The 13,422-nt window shown below is 33.8% G+C and carries 15 protein-coding genes; 14 read left to right on the forward strand and 1 reads right to left on the reverse strand.

Annotation, left to right across the window (positions count from 1 at the left end; translation table 11 throughout):
* From CA2559_RS04445 to CA2559_RS04510, 14 genes are all read left to right on the forward strand, one after another.
* Positions 1-771 carry an MbnP family protein gene (locus CA2559_RS04445; protein ID WP_013186650.1) on the forward strand — a complete coding sequence of 257 codons (771 nt, stop codon included), beginning with the start codon at positions 1-3 and terminating at the stop codon, positions 769-771.
* A 7-nt stretch (positions 772-778) separates the two neighbouring features.
* Positions 779-1,858, forward strand: coding sequence for a cytochrome-c peroxidase (locus CA2559_RS04450; RefSeq protein ID WP_013186651.1), 1,080 nt, complete (start codon positions 779-781; stop codon positions 1,856-1,858).
* A 146-nt stretch (positions 1,859-2,004) separates the two neighbouring features.
* On the forward strand, positions 2,005-2,334 hold the full coding sequence (locus CA2559_RS04455; protein ID WP_041240912.1) for a HesB/IscA family protein: 330 nt from the start codon (positions 2,005-2,007) through the stop codon (positions 2,332-2,334).
* 40 nt (positions 2,335-2,374) lie between these two features.
* Entirely contained in the window at positions 2,375-3,820 is a 1,446-nt protein-coding gene (sufB, locus tag CA2559_RS04460; protein WP_013186653.1) for a Fe-S cluster assembly protein SufB, read from the forward strand.
* 33 nt (positions 3,821-3,853) lie between these two features.
* Positions 3,854-4,717, forward strand: a complete 864-nt coding sequence (locus CA2559_RS04465) for an N-acyl homoserine lactonase family protein (protein ID WP_013186654.1) — start codon at positions 3,854-3,856, stop codon at positions 4,715-4,717.
* Between the two features lie 10 nt (positions 4,718-4,727).
* Positions 4,728-5,123 carry a hypothetical protein gene (locus tag CA2559_RS04470; protein ID WP_013186655.1) on the forward strand — a complete coding sequence of 132 codons (396 nt, stop codon included), beginning with the start codon at positions 4,728-4,730 and terminating at the stop codon, positions 5,121-5,123.
* Positions 5,124-5,149: 26 nt separating this feature from the next.
* Positions 5,150-5,902, forward strand: coding sequence for a Fe-S cluster assembly ATPase SufC (sufC, locus tag CA2559_RS04475; RefSeq protein ID WP_013186656.1), 753 nt, complete (start codon positions 5,150-5,152; stop codon positions 5,900-5,902).
* Positions 5,903-6,018: 116 nt separating this feature from the next.
* Positions 6,019-7,332, forward strand: coding sequence for a Fe-S cluster assembly protein SufD (gene sufD / locus CA2559_RS04480; RefSeq protein ID WP_013186657.1), 1,314 nt, complete (start codon positions 6,019-6,021; stop codon positions 7,330-7,332).
* Positions 7,333-7,354: 22 nt separating this feature from the next.
* The gene (locus CA2559_RS04485; protein ID WP_013186658.1) at positions 7,355-8,593 is read left to right on the forward strand and encodes an aminotransferase class V-fold PLP-dependent enzyme; all 1,239 of its coding nucleotides are present in this window, start codon (positions 7,355-7,357) and stop codon (positions 8,591-8,593) included.
* A 10-nt stretch (positions 8,594-8,603) separates the two neighbouring features.
* Positions 8,604-9,017, forward strand: a complete 414-nt coding sequence (locus CA2559_RS13530) for an META domain-containing protein (RefSeq protein WP_013186659.1) — start codon at positions 8,604-8,606, stop codon at positions 9,015-9,017.
* A 5-nt stretch (positions 9,018-9,022) separates the two neighbouring features.
* The gene (locus CA2559_RS04495; protein WP_013186660.1) at positions 9,023-9,448 is read left to right on the forward strand and encodes a SufE family protein; all 426 of its coding nucleotides are present in this window, start codon (positions 9,023-9,025) and stop codon (positions 9,446-9,448) included.
* 1 nt (position 9,449) lies between these two features.
* Positions 9,450-9,776, forward strand: a complete 327-nt coding sequence (locus CA2559_RS04500; RefSeq protein ID WP_013186661.1) for an SUF system Fe-S cluster assembly protein — start codon at positions 9,450-9,452, stop codon at positions 9,774-9,776.
* Between the two features lies 1 nt (position 9,777).
* Entirely contained in the window at positions 9,778-10,296 is a 519-nt protein-coding gene (locus CA2559_RS04505; protein ID WP_013186662.1) for a DUF2480 family protein, read from the forward strand.
* Between the two features lie 118 nt (positions 10,297-10,414).
* A complete protein-coding gene (locus tag CA2559_RS04510) occupies positions 10,415-11,329 on the forward strand; it encodes a DUF3078 domain-containing protein (RefSeq protein ID WP_013186663.1) in 915 nt (304 codons plus the stop codon).
* Positions 11,330-11,530: 201 nt separating this feature from the next.
* Here the strand turns inward: CA2559_RS04510 and CA2559_RS04515 are convergent, their stop codons facing one another.
* Positions 11,531-13,411 carry an OmpA family protein gene (locus CA2559_RS04515; RefSeq protein ID WP_013186664.1) on the reverse strand — a complete coding sequence of 627 codons (1,881 nt, stop codon included), beginning with the start codon at positions 13,409-13,411 and terminating at the stop codon, positions 11,531-11,533.
* Between the last annotated feature and the right edge of the window lie 11 nt (positions 13,412-13,422).

Genomic DNA, 13,422 nt, shown 5'->3' on the forward strand with positions numbered 1-13,422 from the left:
ATGAAAAAATTAAGTATTCTTGCAATAATTGCTCTGCTTTTTGCCTCTTGTAATACAGATGAAGATGCAAATAGAAACTCAGAATTAGGGAATCCTACTTTTGGAAACGTAACTTTTACATTTGCAAATGAAGTAGATGGTGAGCCTCTACAATTAGGGTCTACAACCTATGTAAATTCTAACAATGAAACGTATTCTGTCTCAGATTTAAAATACATAATTAGCAATATTGTTTTAATAAATGATAATGGCTTAGACTATGTGGTACCTGAAGAAGACAGTTATTTTATTATAGATCAGCAACTGTCTAGCTCTTTAACCATAACCTTGCAAGATGTACCGTCTAGAGACTATTCTGGCATTTCATTTGGGTTTGGTGTAGATCAATTTAAATACCCATTAAATGGTGTAATGAATTTTGTGCCAAGAGCAGATGAGGCAGGAATGCTTTGGAGCTGGTCTGCAGGATACCGTTTCTTAAAGTTTGAAGGCGATTATACTACTGAAGAAAATGCAGAGCCTACACCGTTTATTGTACACGTAGGAAGTCACGGTAGCACGTTAGACAACTATCAGGAAATTATAATGCCGCTTTCTAACTTTACTGTAAGAGATTCTGAAACGTCTGCATTTGGAATAAAAGCAGACATCAGTAATATTTTTGATGGTAATAACAATTACTATTTCGAAACTAATAATGAAGTAACTATTGATCCCGTAAATGCTCCAATCATATCAGATAATATGAAAACAGTATTTACAATAAACTAATACATATTTGAAGAATTTCTGGTTCATAAGCATTTTTGCACTCTGTTTAGCGTGCAGTTCAGATTCAAGTGGTGAAGAAACAATTACTGAAACACCACAGGATGACGAATATATTCCTGTACCAGATTCTAATTTAAATTTTCAGGTACCATCTAATTTTCCAGATGCTACTTATGATATAAGTAACAATCAACCTACTCAAAATGGTTTTGAGTTAGGGAAAAAGTTATTTTATGACGGAAAATTAGCCTCAGATAATGTTGTGTCTTGTGGGTTTTGCCATATTCAAGATTTTGCATTTACACACCACACACATATTGTAAGTCATGGTGTAGATGGAGCTTTAGGCACAAGAAACGCACAACCTTTATTCAATTTAGCGTTCTTAGATGAGTTTACTTGGGATGGTGCAGCACAACATTTAGACACACAACCTATTATACCAATCACTACAGATGTAGAGATGAACTCAAGCTTTAATGAGATAATCTCAAAATTAAGTGAAGACCAAACCTATCAAAACATGTTTAAAGATGCGTTTGATAATGGTGAAATTAGCTCGGAAAACATTTTAAAGGCATTATCTCAGTTTATGGTTATGATGGTATCTTCAAATTCAAAATACGATCAAGTTGTAAGAAATGAAGGTTCAGTCTTTACAGAAGCAGAAGAAGCAGGCTTGGCTATATTCGAACAAAAATGTGCCTCTTGCCATGCAGGTCCGCTATTTACAGACCAATCTTTTAGAAATAATGGATTGCCTATTGATGCGCAATATAATGACATAGGAAGAAAACGTGTAACAGGACTAGATGAAGACCTGCGTAAGTTTAGAGTTCCTACATTAAGAAATATAGAGGTTACCTTTCCGTATATGCACGACGGCAGGTTTCAAACCCTTACAGATGTGCTAGACCATTATTCAGATGGTGTTCAGGAAGATGTTACATTAGACCCAGTTTTTGTTCAGGAAAATGGTTCTAGAGGAATTCCACTTTCAAATTTAGAAAAAGATCAATTGGTGGCTTTTTTAAAAACACTTACAGATAACAGTTTTATCTTTGATGATCGCTTTTCAGAATTTTAATTCTTTTTAAACATAGCGTGTAAGAATCCCATATTATAAGGGACAAACACACTATAAGTTTTTTCAATAACTACATTACATTAACGCAGAGACTAATTATGGTAAAACAAGCCATTTTCAGTATATTTGCACATATTTTCAAAACGATGATTAAAGTAAGCGAAGGCGCAAAAAATAGAATCTCATCTCTCATGGCAGAGAGTGGTTATGATGCATTAAAAGATTACGTTCGAGTAGGCGTAAAAAGTGGCGGTTGCAGCGGGTTGTCTTATGACTTAGATTTTGATAATAAGACAGAAGAAACCGATAAGGTTTTTGAAGACAACTCAATTAAAATTGTAGTAGATAAACGAAGCTTTTTATACCTAGTAGGAACAACCTTAGAATATAGCGGTGGTCTTAATGGTAAAGGTTTTGTTTTTAATAATCCAAATGCACAAAGAACTTGCGGCTGTGGAGAAAGCTTCTCGTTATAAAGAGGTAGCTTAATTCACTAAACAATTAGAATTATATTTAATGGCATATACAGAAGACGATTTACAGAAAGAGCTCGAAACTAAAGAGTATAAGTACGGATTTTATACAGATATAGAATCAGACACTTTTCCTGTTGGTCTAAATGAAGATATTGTAAGAGCAATTTCCTTAAAGAAGGAAGAGCCAGAATGGATGACAGAGTGGCGTCTTGAGGCATTTAGAGAATGGGAAAAAATGGAAGAGCCAGATTGGGCAAATGTAAATTACCCAAAACCAGACTTCCAAAACATTTCTTATTACTCTGCTCCTAATAAAAAACCAAAGTACGAAAGCTTAGATGAGGTAGATCCAGAATTATTGGACACGTTTAAAAAGCTTGGTATATCTATAGATGAGCAAAAGAAGCTTGCTGGAGTAGCGGTAGATATTGTTATGGATTCAGTTTCTGTAGCAACAACATTTAAGAAGACATTGGCAGAAAAAGGAATTATATTCTGCTCAATTTCTGAGGCTATAAAAGAACACCCAGAACTTGTAAGAAAGCATATTGGTAGTGTGGTGCCTCAAAAAGATAACTTTTATGCAGCATTAAACTCTGCTGTATTTAGTGATGGTTCTTTTTGCTACATTCCAAAAGGAGTACGTTGCCCTATGGAGTTAAGTACTTATTTTAGAATTAACCAAGCGGGAACAGGACAGTTTGAGAGAACTTTAGTTGTTGCAGATGAAGGTAGTTATGTAAGTTACTTAGAAGGTTGTACTGCGCCATCTAGAGATGAGAACCAATTACACGCAGCTGTTGTAGAGCTTATTGCTCTAGATGATGCTGAGATTAAATACTCTACAGTACAAAACTGGTATCCTGGTAACGCAGAAGGAAAAGGTGGTGTTTTTAACTTTGTGACTAAAAGAGGAATTTGTGAGAAAAACGCAAAAATTTCTTGGACTCAAGTAGAAACCGGAAGTGCTGTAACTTGGAAATACCCTAGCTGTATTTTAAAAGGAGATAATTCTGTTGGAGAGTTTTACTCTATTGCAGTAACAAATAATTACCAGCAAGCAGATACTGGAACTAAGATGATACACTTGGGTAAAAACACCAAGAGCACCATTATATCTAAAGGTATTTCTGCAGGACATTCTCAAAACAGTTATAGAGGTTTAGTTCAAATAAACTCTAGAGCTACAAATGCGAGAAACTTTTCGCAGTGTGATAGTTTGTTAATGGGTAATAAGTGTGGTGCTCACACATTTCCATATATAGAAACAAAGAATAAAACAGCACAGGTAGAGCACGAGGCTACAACAAGTAAAATTGGAGAAGACCAAATATTCTATTGTAACCAACGTGGTATAGATACAGAAAAAGCAATTGCATTAATTGTAAATGGCTTTAGTAAAGATGTATTAAACAAGCTGCCTATGGAGTTTGCTGTTGAAGCTCAGAAATTATTAGAGATTTCGTTAGAAGGCTCAGTAGGATAAGAAATTTAAAGCTTTAAACTAAAAACACAAACAATGAAACAATTATTTATCATAGCAACCTTACTTTGCTTTGTAGCTTGTAAAGATGCAGAAACAAAAGAAGTTAAGCCTTCTGAAGCTGAAACAGAACAAGAGTCTGTAAAAGTAGAGCTGTATAAGTTTGATGGTGGTCAAGTAACTGCTAACAAGCTAAGTTTGTTTTCTGAAGGTGATAAATATAAAGGAGAGTCTAAAACATTGGCAGATGGTTTCTACCTAATTAAGCACCCTAAGGGAATATTATTATGGGATACAGGATTGCCAGAAAATTTAGTGGGAAATGAGCCATATACAACTCCAGATGGCGGTTTTACAATAACTAGAAAAGATTCAATAGTAAACCAATTAGCTACAGTAAATGTTACTCCAGAAGACGTAAATTATATTGCATTTTCACATATTCATTTTGATCATACAGGAGCTGCAAACCATTTTAAAAATTCAGAATGGTTGGTTCAAGATTCTGAGTATAAATTTGCAAATGGAGATTCAATAAAAGGAAATTCATTTTACGCACCAGCAAGTTTTTCAGAATTAAAAAAAGTAGTTCAATTATCTGGAGATCATGACGTGTTTGGAGACGGCACAGTAATTATTAAAAATATGCCAGGTCATACAATAGGTCATCAGGTGTTAATGGTAAGTTTACCAGAAACTGGTAATGTATTGTTATCTGGAGATATGTATCACTTTGAACAAAATAGAGAAGAATCTGTAGTGCCACAGTTTAACTACAGTATTCCACAGTCAAAGAAATCTATAGCAGAGTTTGAAGAATTTGCTAAACAAAACAATGCTAAAGTAATTATACAGCACGACGCTAAAGACTTTAGTGAAATGCCAGCAGTATTAAACTAATAATATAACTATGAAACATCTTTTTATTGCTTGTCTGTTACTAATTGGTTTAAGTTCTTGTAAGAACGATGTAGAGACAACTCAAGATAATACAGAAGAAACGGTAGTAGATAGTATTCCAACTATAAAAGGAGAGTTTATCTATATAGCAGATGCTGCGGTATTAAAAGGAGATAATTTTATATATGGTGTAAAAATAGACGCCAAGGCACAAGAATTAGCAGAGCGAGTAAAGCCGCTAAAAAGAGAAGATTTCGATATGGTTCCTGTTGAGGTAAAGGGTAAAATTATGCCTAATAAAGAAACAGAAGGTTGGGACGAAATTGTTGAAATTAGAGAAATAATAAAAGTATCTGCACCTACATCAGAACCTGCAGTAAAAGTAAAATCAAACGATAATAAATAGGTAACACCTATTTTGAATTTTAAGATATGTTAAAAATTAAGAACCTGCATGCAAGTGTAGACGGAAAAGAAATTTTAAAAGGGATAAACCTAGATATTAAAGCTGGAGAAATTCACGCTATAATGGGCCCTAACGGTTCAGGTAAAAGTACATTGGCATCTGTGATTTCTGGGAAGGAAGAGTATGAGATGACAGAAGGTGAAATCATACTTCATGATGAAGAAATTTCTGAAATGGAAGCAGATGAGCGTGCACACAAAGGTGTATTCTTGTCGTTTCAATATCCTGTTGAGATTCCTGGCGTGTCTGTAACTAACTTTATGAAGACTGCTATAAACGAATCTCGTAAAGCAAGAGGCTTAGAAGACATGCCAGCTAAAGATATGCTTAAGCTTATTAGAGAAAAATCTGAGCTTTTAGAGATAGACCGTAAGTTTTTATCTAGAAGTTTAAATGAAGGGTTTTCTGGTGGTGAGAAAAAGAGAAATGAGATTTTTCAAATGGCAATGCTAGAACCAAAATTAGCAATCCTAGATGAAACTGATTCTGGTCTTGATATAGATGCACTTAAAATTGTAGCAAACGGTGTTAATAAGCTACGTAGTAAAGATAATGCTGTAATCGTAATTACTCACTACCAACGCTTATTAGATTATATCGTACCAGATTATGTACACGTTTTGCTTAATGGTAAAATTGTAAAATCTGGCACCAAAGAACTGGCTTATGAGCTAGAAGAAAAAGGTTACGACTGGATTAAAAAAGAAGCAGTACACTAAGAAAGTTAGAATCTGCTAGAAGTTGCAAAGCATCTTATATATAGATGTAAAATGTTGAATTGAAGGTGGCAAAATTAAAATGCCACAAAAAACTTCCTGTTTATCAGGATATAGATATGGATTTAAAAGATAAATTGTTGTCGTCTTTCTTGGCTTTTGAAGATGGTCGAGATGTAAACAACTACGTTCATGATATAAGATCTGAAGCTATTAAAGCTTTTGAAGAGCAAGGCTTTCCTACCAAAAAGCAGGAAGCTTGGAAATACACCTCTCTCAATAGCGTGCTTAAGCAAGATTATAGCATATTCCCTAAAAAAGAAGACGCTATAGATTATCGTGATGTAAAGAAGTATTTTATTCATGATATAGACACGTATAACATTGTGTTTATAGATGGTATTTACAGTTCACATTTGTCACAAACAACACACGATAAGTTTGATGTGTGCTTAATGTCTTCAGCTTTAAATCACGAAAAATACAAACCAGTAATAGAGAATTATTTTAATAAAATAGCTCCTAAAGATGGTTTAAATTCTTTAAATACAGCATTTTCTCACGAAGGTGCATATATCCATATTCCTAAAAATAAGCTTGTAGATAAGCCTATACAAATTGTAAATTTTGCTACAGGCAATGAGGCTTCATTACTATTGCAACCAAGAAACTTAGTGGTTGTAGGAGAAAATTCTCACGTTCAGATTATTGAGCGTCATCAAAGTTTAAATGACAATCCTGTATTCACTAATGCTGTTACAGAGATCTTTGCAGATAAACGTGCAATAGTAGATTATTATAAAATACAGAACGATAGGCAATCTGCCTCTTTAATCGATAATACCTATATAGACCAAAAAGGAGAAAGCTTATGTAGCGTACATACCTTTTCTTTTGGAGGAAAGTTAACGCGTAATAACCTTAACTTTTATCAAAATGGAGAGCGTATAAACTCTGTTCTTAATGGTGTGACAATTATAGAAGACAAACAACACGTAGATCACAATACATTAGTGCATCACATAGAGCCAAATTGTGAGAGTCACCAAGATTACAAAGGTATTTTTGATGATAAAGCTGTAGGTGTTTTTAACGGTAAAGTTGTTGTAAATAAAGAAGCTCAAAAGACTAACGCCTACCAAAGTAATAACAACATTTTGGTAAGTGATAAAGCAACAATAAACTCTAAACCTCAATTAGAGATTTTTGCAGATGATGTACGCTGTACGCACGGTTGTACAATTGGTCAATTAGATGAAGACGCCTTATTCTACATGAAATCTAGAGGAATTCCTCACAAAGAAGCAAGAGCCTTATTAATGTATGCATTTGCAAACAACGTTCTTGAAAGTGTGAAAATTCCAGAGGTTAAAAAGAGAATCAATAAAATTATAGCAAACAAGCTAAATGTAAGTTTAGGATTCGATTTGTAATAACAGTCTAAAATAGTCCACAATGAATAGTGTAGCAAAAAACAATACGTTTAATGTGGAAGCTATAAGAAAAGACTTCCCAATTTTAAACAGAAGCGTTAATGGTAAGCCATTGGTTTACCTTGATAATGGCGCAACAAGCCAAACACCTCAAGCTGTTATAGATGTTATTGTAGATTACTACAGTAATTACAACGCTAACATACATAGAGGTGTACATACGTTATCTCAAGAAGCAACAGATAAATATGAGGAAGCACGTAAAATTATTCAGGCACATTTTAATGCAAAACATGCCTATGAAATTATTCTTACGTCTGGTACCACGCAAAGTATAAACCTAGTAGCTAGTGGCTACAAATCTTTACTTAAAAAAGGAGATGAAGTTATTGTCTCTGCTTTAGAGCACCACAGTAATATTGTGCCTTGGCAAATGGCATGTGAAGTTAGTGGAGCAACCTTAAAGGTCATTCCTATGACGCAAGACGGTATATTAGATATAACTGCCTACAAAGCGTTAATAAATGAAAACACGAAACTTGTATTTTGTAATCATGTATCTAATGCCTTAGGTGTCATAAACCCTATTGAGACTATTATAAAAGAAGCACATAAAGTTGGTGCAAAAGTGTTGATAGATGGCGCACAAGCTTGTCCTCATATTAAGCCAGATGTACAAGAATTAGATGTAGATTTTTATGTAGCCTCTGCACATAAAATGTGTGGTCCTACAGGAGTAGGAATGTTATACGGAAAAGAAGAGCTTTTAAATGCATTGCCGCCTTATCAAGGTGGTGGCGAAATGATAGACCAAGTAACGTTTGAAAAAACAACCTACGCAGGTTTACCACATAAATTTGAAGCAGGAACACCTAATATATGTGGTGGTATTGCTTTTGGTGCCGCTATAAATTATATGAATGCCATTGGGTTTACAACTATAGCAACATATGAAAATGAGCTACTAGAATATGCTACAGAGCAACTTAAGGCATTGGGCGATGTAAAAATATATGCAGACACTAAAGATAAAACTGCTGTTATATCGTTTAATATAGAAGGATTGCATCCTTATGATATTGGTACTATAGTTGATAAACTTGGTGTAGCGGTAAGAACAGGTCACCACTGTGCGCAACCAATAATGGACTTTTTTAAAATTCCGGGAACTATACGAGCATCACTTATGTTCTATAATACCAAAGAAGAAATCGATATCTTTATAAAAGCCGTAAAACGTGCTAAAATGATGTTATCCTAAAAAAAGAATTATGAAAGCAATATTAAAAATAAGCCTAATACTTACTATATTCTGTTTGTATTCTTGTGCAGAAACACAACAAGTGTTAGAAACTACAGGACGTGTGCAATTAGATGGAACGTATACAATCACTACCTTAAATGGAGATTCAGTTAATGGAATGACCATAAATTTTAGTGGGATCACAAAACGAGTTTCTGGTAACGGTGGTTGTAACCAGTATTTTGCAGATTATACATTAAACAACCTTACACTAAGTATAGGTGATATAGGCGCAACAAAAAAAGCTTGTCCTAATTTAGATAATGAAACTGAACTTTTTGAGGCATTAGCAAATGTTGGTAGCTATAACTCTGTAGGCAAAAGTTTAACCCTATATTCTAAGGACAATAATGATGTTTTAATTGAAGCAACAGAAAACTAAGAGGTTTGAGTAATATTAAAGACATACAAGAAGAAATTATAGAAGAGTTTGCCATGTTTGACGACTGGATGGACCGCTATGAATATATGATAGAGCTAGGTAAATCTTTACCACTTATTGATGAGAAATATAAAGTTGAAGAAAATCTTATAAAAGGATGCCAAAGTAAAGTTTGGGTTCACGCCGAGATGAATGATGAGAAAATAAGCTTTACCGCAGATAGTGATGCAATAATAACCAAAGGTATTGTTGCAATATTAATTAGAGCTTTTAGCAATCAACATCCTAAAGATATTTTAGATGCAGACACCCAATTTATAGATGAAATTGGCCTTAAAGAACATTTATCTCCTACACGAGCTAATGGCCTTGTAAGTATGATAAAACAATTAAAGATGTATGCCATAGCATACCAAACACAACTAAATTAACATGGCAGAAGAAACTTTAAATACAGAAGAGTTAGGAGAAAAGATTGTACGCGTACTTAAAACAATTTTTGACCCAGAAATCCCTGTAGATATATATGAACTTGGTCTTATTTATGATGTTTTTGTAAATGAAGATGATGAGGTTAAAATCTTAATGACATTAACTACACCAAACTGCCCAGTTGCAGAAACATTACCAAAAGAGGTAGAAGATAAGGTGAAGTCTTTAAAAATGGTTAAAGATGCAGAGGTCGAAATTACTTTTGATCCGCCTTGGAGTCAAGATTTAATGAGTGAAGAAGCAAAGCTTGAATTAGGAATGCTATAATATGGCAACTGAAGAATTTGGATACGAGATTAAAAATAGAGTTGCAAATAGCAAACTCAAAACGTTCGATTTAGAAACTTTATACCCCAAAGAGCCAACTTTTCAACTCGATATAAAAGATTGGTTACTGGAAGAGTTGGTATTGCAGGAAAATAAGTTTAGAGAACATGCAAAAGCTCATGATTGGAGTAAATACAAAGATGCTAATTTGTGTTTACATTGTTCTTCTGAAGCAATAATACCTGCTTGGGCGTATATGTTACTAACAACATATGCTTCAGAATTCACTAAACTCACTATTGTAGGTACCTTAGATACACTTAATACATTGTTTTTTAATGAAGCCATTTCAAATTTAGATGTATCTTCCTATAAAGATGCACCTGTAATAGTAAAAGGGTGCTCTAATAAGCCAGTACCTCAAAATGCATATGTTTTACTTATTCAAAAATTACAGCCAGTAGTAAAGAGCTTAATGTTTGGAGAAGCTTGCTCATCTGTTCCGCTTTATAAGAAGTAAAGTATTACACCGATAAAATTTACACTTAATCGATTAAGGACAACCGTTCTTAATCGATTTTTGTTAAAGACCCTATAAGTATTATTTTTGAAAAAAATTAAACAATAAACAACCTACCATGAAAAAACTAATTATTGCATTAGCAGTATTTGCAGGAGTATCTTCTGGATTTGCTCAAGATGAAAAAGAACAACCTAAAGAAGGATGGACACGCGCAGGACAATTTTCATTACTATTTAACCAAGCTGCTTTTAACGCAGAGTGGCAAGGTGGTGGTACATCTAACTACGCTGGAAACATTGGTATTACGTATGATTTTAATTACAGAAAAGGAAAGCTTTCTTGGGATAATAAAATTATTGGAGAGTATGGTCTTACAAAGATTAAAGACGATGAGTTTACGCGTAAAACAAATGACCGCCTAGAGTACAATTCAATATTAGGTAGACAATTAGAAGAAAGTAACTGGTACTTATCTTTCTTTTTAAACTTTAAAACTCAATTTGCTAAAGGTTATGAGTTTAGTGAAGAGGAGTTTACAAATACAGATGGTGTTTTAGAGACTCGTACTATAAGAACTGAGTATACACACTTCTTATCTCCAGGTTATTTACAATTTGGTCCTGGCATGCTTTGGAAGAAAAGTGAAAACCTATACGTTAATATAGCACCAGCAACAGCAAGACTTATTTTTGTTGATAGTGATTTTACATCTATACCTGGATACGTAGATGGTGATTATTTTGGAGTTGATGCTGGAGAGTCAACTCGCTTTGAATTTGGTGCAGCAGTTTCGGCATACGCTAAGGTGCAGTTGTTAGAAAATGTATCTATGGAAAATATCTTAAATCTATATTCTAACTATTTAGAAGACCCTCAAAATGTTGATTTAGATTATACAATGAATCTTAATATGAAAGTAAACAAATACTTGTCTGCTAATGTAATATTCCAAGCTATTTATGATGATAATGCTGTTGGAGCATTTCAAATTAGAGAAGTACTTGGTGTAGGATTCAACTACGGATTTTAATATCTCTTACAGCCCCAAATCTACATGGTCAACCTATTAATTTAGGTTGGCCTTTTTTTATGCGTTTATTTAAACCTGAGATAGTTTCTTAATAGTTCTTAAAGCATCAATTTAATGAGTTGTTGTACGTTATTTAAAACTTACAGATAAAAAAAACCCAATGCAATAGCATTGGGTTTAAAAATTAAGACAATTAAATTTTTATTTTTTAATGATTACAAACTCAGAGCGTCTATTAGTTTGTCGTTGTTCATCAGAACAATTTTCACCACATTCAACTGCTGGTTTGCTTTCACCAAAACCTTTACCAGAGATTCTTTCTTTTGCAATACCTTTTGATACTACATATTGAACTGTACTCTTAGCACGACGTTCAGATAAACTCATGTTATAGTCATTAGGACCTTTGTTGTCTGTATGACTTTCTACAAAAATCTCCATTTCTGGATATTTATTCATAACCTGTACAAGCTTATCTAATTCAAAAGCAGCTTGAGGCTTAATGTTAGATTTATCATAGTCAAATAGTATTGGGTTAAGAATAACGCGATCTTCAGTAACTATAGCTTCAATTGGTTTTAACCTAACAGTTAATTCTTTTGTTGCGTCTTTTGTTGCTGCCATAGTAACCGAATTACTTTCGTAATCATCTATGTTTACTTGCGCTTGATATGCCTGCTCACATTGTACAGTAAAGTTTGTCATACCATTAGCGTCTGTCACAACAGTTGTTATTTTATTCTCTTTGTCATCATACAAATCTACATTTGCATTAGAGATTGCATTATTGGTTTTGTCATCTACAACTTTAACAGCTAATTGAACTTCACATAACGGCTCAATTAAAGTGACACCATATATATTGTCTACTAATGCTTTTCCTCTGTTAGAAGACACGTAGCCGTTCCCAGATTCAAGGTTTAGAGTAAATGCAAAATCATCTCCTTTACTATTAACAGGAGTACCTATGTTTTTAGCTTTTCCATATTGACCATTGTTGTTTGAAGCATAAAATACATCTAAACCTCCAAGACCTAAATGACCATCACTTGAAAAATAAAGAGTTCCATCTTCATCTACGTGAGGAAAGTTTTCTCTTCCAGCAGTATTAATATTAGCGCCTAAATTTTTAGGAGTTCCGAAACCGCTAGAGGTAACCTCTACCATATAAATATCAGATTGGCCTTGTCCTCCAGGCATATCGCTAACAAAATAGAGTGTTTTACCGTCTTTACTTAAAGCAGGATGACCTATAGAATATTCAGAATTGTTGAATGGTACAGACTTAACATCTTTCCAAGTGCCGTTTACATTTTCAGCAAAATAAAGCTGTAATTGTCCTACGCCATTTTCATCTTTACCATACTTACCATCTAAGTATTGGTTTCGAGTAAAGTACATACGATTTCCATCTGAAGAAATTGCGACAGAACCTTCATTGTATTTTGTGTTTACTTCACCTTTTACAAGTTCTGGTTCTTTGTAAGTACCTTCAATAATAACTGCTTTATAAATATCTAAAGTAGGTTGTTCATTCCACCCATACTTTTTTCTACTTTTATTTCTAGCAGATACAAAGTATAAAGTATTTCCGCTTACAGCACCACCAAAATCTGAATACTCAGAATTTAGCATTTCAATAGCTTCTAAAGTAAATTTCTCTTCGCTACCTAATAGTTTAGGAACATAGTTAGGGTTTTCTAAAAATGTAATAGCGCGATCATCGTTAGGTGCATTTTTTGCAAACTGCATCATAACTTCATTACTCTTTTCGTACTTGTTGTTGGCTTTTAACATTTGAGCATATCTAAATAATTGCTCATTTGTAGCATTACCGTCTTTTACAACTTTAGCATAATAGGTTTCTGCAGCTTTTGTATCGTAAATGTTATAATTAGCTTCTGCCAATTGTGCATAAACATATGTGTCTGCTTTACCTTTTTCAATCAACTTTTCGTAATCCTCTATGGCTTCTAAAAACTCATAGCGGTCAAAATGTTTGTCTGCTTTTTTGGTGTCTGCATTCTGCGCTTGCATATAACTAAAACTAAGCGCAACTAATAGTGTATAAATATATTTCATAGTAGTGTCTT

Source organism: Croceibacter atlanticus HTCC2559, assembly GCF_000196315.1.
Lineage (GTDB): Bacteria > Bacteroidota > Bacteroidia > Flavobacteriales > Flavobacteriaceae > Croceibacter > Croceibacter atlanticus.

Excerpts from the sequence above, each read along its gene's own strand:
- CA2559_RS04445 (WP_013186650.1), top strand. The coding sequence starts at position 1 with ATGAAAAAATTAAGTATTCTTGCAATAATTGCTCTGCTTTTTGCCTCT.
- CA2559_RS04455 (WP_041240912.1), top strand. The coding sequence starts at position 2,005 with ATGATTAAAGTAAGCGAAGGCGCAAAAAATAGAATCTCATCTCTCATG.
- sufB (WP_013186653.1), top strand. The coding sequence starts at position 2,375 with ATGGCATATACAGAAGACGATTTACAGAAAGAGCTCGAAACTAAAGAG.
- CA2559_RS04465 (WP_013186654.1), top strand. The coding sequence starts at position 3,854 with ATGAAACAATTATTTATCATAGCAACCTTACTTTGCTTTGTAGCTTGT.
- CA2559_RS04470 (WP_013186655.1), top strand. The coding sequence starts at position 4,728 with ATGAAACATCTTTTTATTGCTTGTCTGTTACTAATTGGTTTAAGTTCT.
- sufC (WP_013186656.1), top strand. The coding sequence starts at position 5,150 with ATGTTAAAAATTAAGAACCTGCATGCAAGTGTAGACGGAAAAGAAATT.
- sufD (WP_013186657.1), top strand. The coding sequence starts at position 6,019 with ATGGATTTAAAAGATAAATTGTTGTCGTCTTTCTTGGCTTTTGAAGAT.
- CA2559_RS04485 (WP_013186658.1), top strand. The coding sequence starts at position 7,355 with ATGAATAGTGTAGCAAAAAACAATACGTTTAATGTGGAAGCTATAAGA.
- CA2559_RS13530 (WP_013186659.1), top strand. The coding sequence starts at position 8,604 with ATGAAAGCAATATTAAAAATAAGCCTAATACTTACTATATTCTGTTTG.
- CA2559_RS04500 (WP_013186661.1), top strand. The coding sequence starts at position 9,450 with ATGGCAGAAGAAACTTTAAATACAGAAGAGTTAGGAGAAAAGATTGTA.
- CA2559_RS04505 (WP_013186662.1), top strand. The coding sequence starts at position 9,778 with ATGGCAACTGAAGAATTTGGATACGAGATTAAAAATAGAGTTGCAAAT.
- CA2559_RS04510 (WP_013186663.1), top strand. The coding sequence starts at position 10,415 with ATGAAAAAACTAATTATTGCATTAGCAGTATTTGCAGGAGTATCTTCT.
- CA2559_RS04515 (WP_013186664.1), bottom strand. The coding sequence starts at position 13,411 with ATGAAATATATTTATACACTATTAGTTGCGCTTAGTTTTAGTTATATG.